Raw genomic sequence first — 5,062 nt, forward strand, 5'->3', positions numbered from 1 at the left:
ACATAAGATCCTTTGTCAAATGCATCTATAACAATAAAGGAGCTGTCTGATTGGGGAAAGGTAAACCGGAATTGTGCGGCCCGTTCGGTGGCAGTAATTTCGGTGGTTACATCAAAATCGGCCAGGTAAACGCTGTAATAATCGGGGGCTACCGTTTCTGCTTTGTGCGAAAACCAACTGGCTCTTTTTTCCTGGTCAAAAACCAGGCTACCGGTAACCGGCATAATAGAAAATTGGCCATAATCGTTCATCCAGGGCGATGGTTGATGGGTTTGTTTAAAACCACGGATCTTTTCAGCAGTATATACATAGGCCCATCCATCGCCCATTTTACCGGTTTGCGGCGTCCAGAAATTCATACCCCAGGGGCGGGCAATAGCCGGGTAGGTATTCCCATTCGATAAACTAAAGAGCGATTGTGTACCCATCAGCGGGTTTACATAATCCAACGGATTCAGCTCCTGGGCCACTAAGGCGGTTCTGCAAAAACAAATTGCTGTAACCAGCAACCATTTGAATCGATTCATGTTCGTCATTTCTAAAATGTGCTAAAATTATTCAAATCTAACCAATCGGGGGTATGCATTTTCTGCTTAATTTGTTCTTAAATAAAAACTATGCGCTGGCAAGGAAGACGCGAAAGCGGAAATGTAGAAGATCGCCGCAGTGTGGCGGGACCTGTAGCTATTGGTGGAGGTATACTGGGAATAATTGCCTTACTCTTTAATCTCTTCCTCGGAGGCGATGTAGATGTATCGCAACTGCAACCCCAGGGCGGCGGCAGCGCACCCATGAGCACAGAAGCCAAGGCGCGGGAAGATCAGCTGGCCAGTTTTGTAAAAGTAGTGTTGGCTGAAACAGAAGATGTATGGAATAAACTGTTTGCTGAAAATGGCGCTCAATACAAGGAGCCCACGCTGGTATTGTTTTCAGGTGCGGTACAATCGGCCTGTGGCTCAGCCAGCGCCGCCAGCGGTCCGTTTTATTGCCCGGGTGATCAGAAGCTTTATATCGATCTGTCTTTTTATGAAGAACTGGCGCAGCGATTTGGTGCGCCTGGCGATTTTGCCATGGCCTATGTAGTATCGCACGAAGTGGGGCATCATATACAAACCCTGCTGGGTACCACGCAAAAACTGGCGCAATTACGGCAACGCTTAAGCGCAGAAGAATACAATAAATATTCGGTGATGCTGGAATTACAGGCCGATTTTTTAGCCGGTGTATGGGCCCATCATACGGCCAATAAAAACCTGCTCGATGCCGATGATATTGATGAAGCCATGCGTGCTGCCAATGCCATTGGCGACGACCGTTTACAGAAACAGGCCCAGGGTTATACAGTACCCGAATCCTTTACACACGGCACATCTGAACAGCGTATGTACTGGTTTAAAAAAGGATATGAAACCGGTGATCTGCGGCAGGGCGATACCTTTAATGATCCGCGGCTGAAGCTCTAATTCGGCCGTTTACATTTTCAGGTAACTCCAGCCCGCTTCCTGTTTTAGAATAATTTCACCCACGCCCATTTTAACGAAACCGGCTTCGGGCAATAGTTGTTCTTTGGTAACAGCCCGCTCTCGCATCGTGTTTTCGCAAACAACAAAGCGGATACCCATTTTATTGAAATAGGCAATGCGGTCGGCCTGGGTGGTTTTATCCTTCATCATAAACTGAACACCAGCGCCGTGTACCACCACTTCTACCTGCACTGAATCGCCCCAACCGGCTTTCAGGTTCTTAATATTGTTCATCATGCCTTTCCAGATAAGGGTATCGCCGGTATTCAATTGAATTACCACCCGGTGTTTGGCCTGCTGTGCCAGCAGGGAACCCGAAGTACCCAGTAGCAATAGCAGTAGAAAGAAATAAACGCGTTTCATATATTTCCAGGTTTTGTCGGCTATCCGTTTTGTTTGGGCCGTACGAGGCTGGCCAGTAAACCACCCATAATGGCAAAATACACCGTGCTGTTTACCGGTTTAGAAGTAATGGCGCAGGTACCGGAACTACAACCAATGGTACTGTAATAGATAAAGCCCGCAATACCACCCACCAGTACCCCCAGCAGCACGAGCCCGTATTTCTGAACAATTGATTTAATCATGGGAAGCGAAATTTCGGTAAAAATGCGCTATCCGCCGCGGTGTTTTGGTGATTAAAGTTACCCAAGGGCTACATCCAGCACCATCATAACCACAAAACCGCCGATAAAACCGAGTACGGCTACATCGGTATATTTATCTCGCTGGGTTTCCGGAATTACTTCTTCCACCACCACATAGATCATAGCGCCGGCAGCAAAAGCCAGGGCAAAGGGCAGCACGGGTTGCATATAGATAACAGCTACAGCCCCCAGCACACCGGCAACGGGTTCAACAATAGCCGACAATTGTCCGTACCAGAAACTTTTTAAACGACTTACCCCGTGCCGGCGTAAAGGCATAGAAACGGCCAGGCCTTCCGGAAAATTCTGCAGGCCAATTCCAAAAGCCAGTGCAATAGCAGCGGGAATCAGGTCATCGCCCACCCCAATAGAAGCGGCGCCGAACAATACGCCCACAGCCAGCCCTTCTGGTATATTGTGCAGGGTAATAGCCAGTAATAAGAGGGTGGTTTTATGCCATTTTGTTTTCATGCCCTCCGATTCGTCGTCTCCAAAATTGATATGGAGGTGCGGCATAAACTTATCGAGGCTATAGATAAAAAGCGCGCCTACCAGAAAGCCTACGGCTGCCGGCATCCAGGGAAAGGAGGGGTAAATTTTTTCCGAATATTCGATGCTTGGCGCCAGTAATGACCAGAAGCTGGCAGCCACCATAACGCCGCCGGTAAAACCGAGCATGGCATCAAATACACTTCGTTTAATGGTTTTGAAAAAGAAAACCAGGGAGGCACCTGCTGCGGTAACCAGCCAGGTAAAAGTAGTGGCGATCAATGCCGCCTGTACAGGACCGATATCAGAAAAGAATTGTTCTAACTGCTTCATCGTCCATAAAAATAGCAGAAATCATTCAAAACAATTAGATGAGCCTAAAAATATTTTTAGGGGAATTACCTCACCGGTATGGTGGATTACTGTCCCGGGTAGTAACTACGCTCAGCCTGTTGCAGCACATCTTCCTTGTAAAAAAGTACATCGCGAAAGCGGCCGGTGCTATAAGCCTCTACCTGGTCGTTAAAATGCGGCGAGGCGGGGTTGCCGCTTTGTCCGCCTGCCAGCAGGGCTTTGGCTTTTATTTTGTCGCCGAATTCTACGGCACAGATAAAGCTGTTGCCGTGTACGCCGTAGCGGTTACGGGTACCCGCAAATACGCGACTGTTATAGGAAGGCAGCATGCCCCAGGTGCCCGAAGCAAAGGCCACGGGGTAACTGGGTTGGGCATCGTCAAAGGTCAGGTCCAGCGCGGGGGAGATCCGCTGAAAGCGGTTGATACTTCCCCAGGGCAGTTGCCATTTACCGTAGCGGGCCTGCAGGTCGGTAATAGTTGCATAAAGCGCCTGCAGTTGTTCGGTGGCGGGCGCTTGTTTAGTATAGGTACGAACGCGTTGCACCAGGTCAAGCGGTTTACCGCCCGGGGCTTCCAGGGCCATCAGGGCGGGCAAAATACGTTGCCCCCACTCCACTGCCAGCGTGGTGGCAATAGAGGCGGTATCGGCCGTAAAATTCCAATTGCGCAAAACGGCAACCGGCCCGGCCAGCCAGGCAAAAAGGCTGTCGGTTGGTTGCAGGCCGGCATCAAAACTTTTAACCAGGGCGGGTATCAATTCTTCAAAAGCGGCCAGGCGTTTATCGTAACCGGCTTTGATAAGGGTATCGAGGTTAAAGCGGGCATAGGCCGACAGGGTTCTAACGGCATTGATACCCCGAAAATTATCGCCATCGGGCGCCATATAAGCAGGGAAAGCAGCCGGGTTAGGGCTATTCTTACCCGACATAAAAAACGGACTGGAATTACAATGCTGTAACCAACCATTGGAGGGGTTGATCTGGTGAACGGTTTCCCTGATTGTGTGGTAGCCCTGCCATTCGGTTGCTTTGGTGCTGCCGTCTACCGGTTTGGTCCAGTCGATGGAGTTATCTCTTTTCGGGATGCGATTGCCGTGCCAGTAGGCGATATTGCCGGCCTTGTCTGCATATACTGTACTGTTGGAAATATTCCCCCGGAGGTTCAGGGTTTTCTCAAAATCGGCCAGGTCTTTAACCTTGGTACGGTTCCAGCACTGGATCAGTCCGTCCATTAACCGGTTATCGGCCCGCATGCTCAGGAAATGGCCATTTCTTTTGGCCATAATGGGACCATGGTGGGTAAAATATGCAGGGATGGTTTTTTCCTGCATACCGTTTTGGCCTTTGAAGCGGAGCCGGATGTTTTTGGTTTTAACCGGTTTCAATTTTCCTTCGTAGCGATAGGTGAACCCATATTTACGTTCTTCCAGTTGTTCAATATAGGTATCGGCGGCATCTACGTAACAGGAAGTGTGCATCCAGCCCGCGTTTTCGTTAAAACCCTGGTAAATGAAGAATTGTCCCCAGGTAACTGCGCCATAGGCGTTGAGGCCTTGTTCAGATACCATATGCACTTCGGGACGGAAATAAAAACTTACATGTGGGTTGATATAAAGCAGGGCTTTGCCCGAGGTGGAAAGCTGCGGGGCTATTGCGAAGCCATTGGAGCCGGTGGGCAGGCGTTCCTGGAACCGGGCTGCAAGCGGCGCCGCCAAACCATAAAATTCCGCCAGTTCTTTCACCGTAATATCGGCTGTACTGATAGCGCCGATGCTGCCATCTGTCCACAACAGGGGGTACCAGGGTTGAAAGCGATGGAGCAGTGCCGGTTTTACCTGCGGATTTTTATAGAGATAATAATTAATTCCGTCGGCAAAAGCCTGGCAAAGTTGCTGGAGCCAGGCGGGTGCTTTCGCATAATCTCGCATAGCGTCGGAGGAGTCGATGACCAGTCGAATCAGCAGGTCTTCATACAGGGCTTTTTCTCCCTGCAATTCAGCCAGGCGGCCCAGCTTTTCGATATAGTTCATTTCCACGCGGGCAAAATCG

The 5,062-nt window shown here is 49.7% G+C and carries 5 protein-coding genes and 1 pseudogene; 1 reads left to right on the forward strand and 5 read right to left on the reverse strand.

The genetic code is table 11. The features are described from left to right. A pseudogene (locus A1D16_RS21095) lies at positions 1 to 527 on the reverse strand (glycoside hydrolase family 92 protein); the annotation flags it as partial. A gap of 90 nt (positions 528 to 617) precedes the next feature. Here A1D16_RS21095 and A1D16_RS21100 point away from each other — a divergent pair. Beyond that, the gene (locus A1D16_RS21100) at positions 618 to 1,463 is read left to right on the forward strand and encodes a neutral zinc metallopeptidase (RefSeq protein ID WP_290713485.1); all 846 of its coding nucleotides are present in this window, start codon (positions 618 to 620) and stop codon (positions 1,461 to 1,463) included. A 9-nt stretch (positions 1,464 to 1,472) separates the two neighbouring features. Here A1D16_RS21100 and A1D16_RS21105 read toward each other — a convergent pair whose 3' ends face one another. From A1D16_RS21105 to A1D16_RS21120, 4 genes are all read right to left on the reverse strand, one after another. Next, entirely contained in the window at positions 1,473 to 1,886 is a 414-nt protein-coding gene (locus A1D16_RS21105) for a DsrE family protein (RefSeq protein WP_290713488.1), read from the reverse strand. A gap of 20 nt (positions 1,887 to 1,906) precedes the next feature. Then, positions 1,907 to 2,110 carry a hypothetical protein gene (locus A1D16_RS21110; protein ID WP_290713491.1) on the reverse strand — a complete coding sequence of 68 codons (204 nt, stop codon included), beginning with the start codon at positions 2,108 to 2,110 and terminating at the stop codon, positions 1,907 to 1,909. A gap of 57 nt (positions 2,111 to 2,167) precedes the next feature. Continuing rightward, positions 2,168 to 2,992 carry a ZIP family metal transporter gene (locus A1D16_RS21115; RefSeq protein WP_290713494.1) on the reverse strand — a complete coding sequence of 275 codons (825 nt, stop codon included), beginning with the start codon at positions 2,990 to 2,992 and terminating at the stop codon, positions 2,168 to 2,170. Positions 2,993 to 3,078: 86 nt separating this feature from the next. Beyond that, on the reverse strand, positions 3,079 to 5,062 hold a 1,984-nt coding region (locus tag A1D16_RS21120), incomplete at its 5' end, for a penicillin acylase family protein (protein ID WP_290713497.1).

This window comes from Flavihumibacter sp. CACIAM 22H1 (assembly GCF_001601815.1).
Taxonomy (GTDB): Bacteria; Bacteroidota; Bacteroidia; order Chitinophagales; family Chitinophagaceae; genus Flavihumibacter.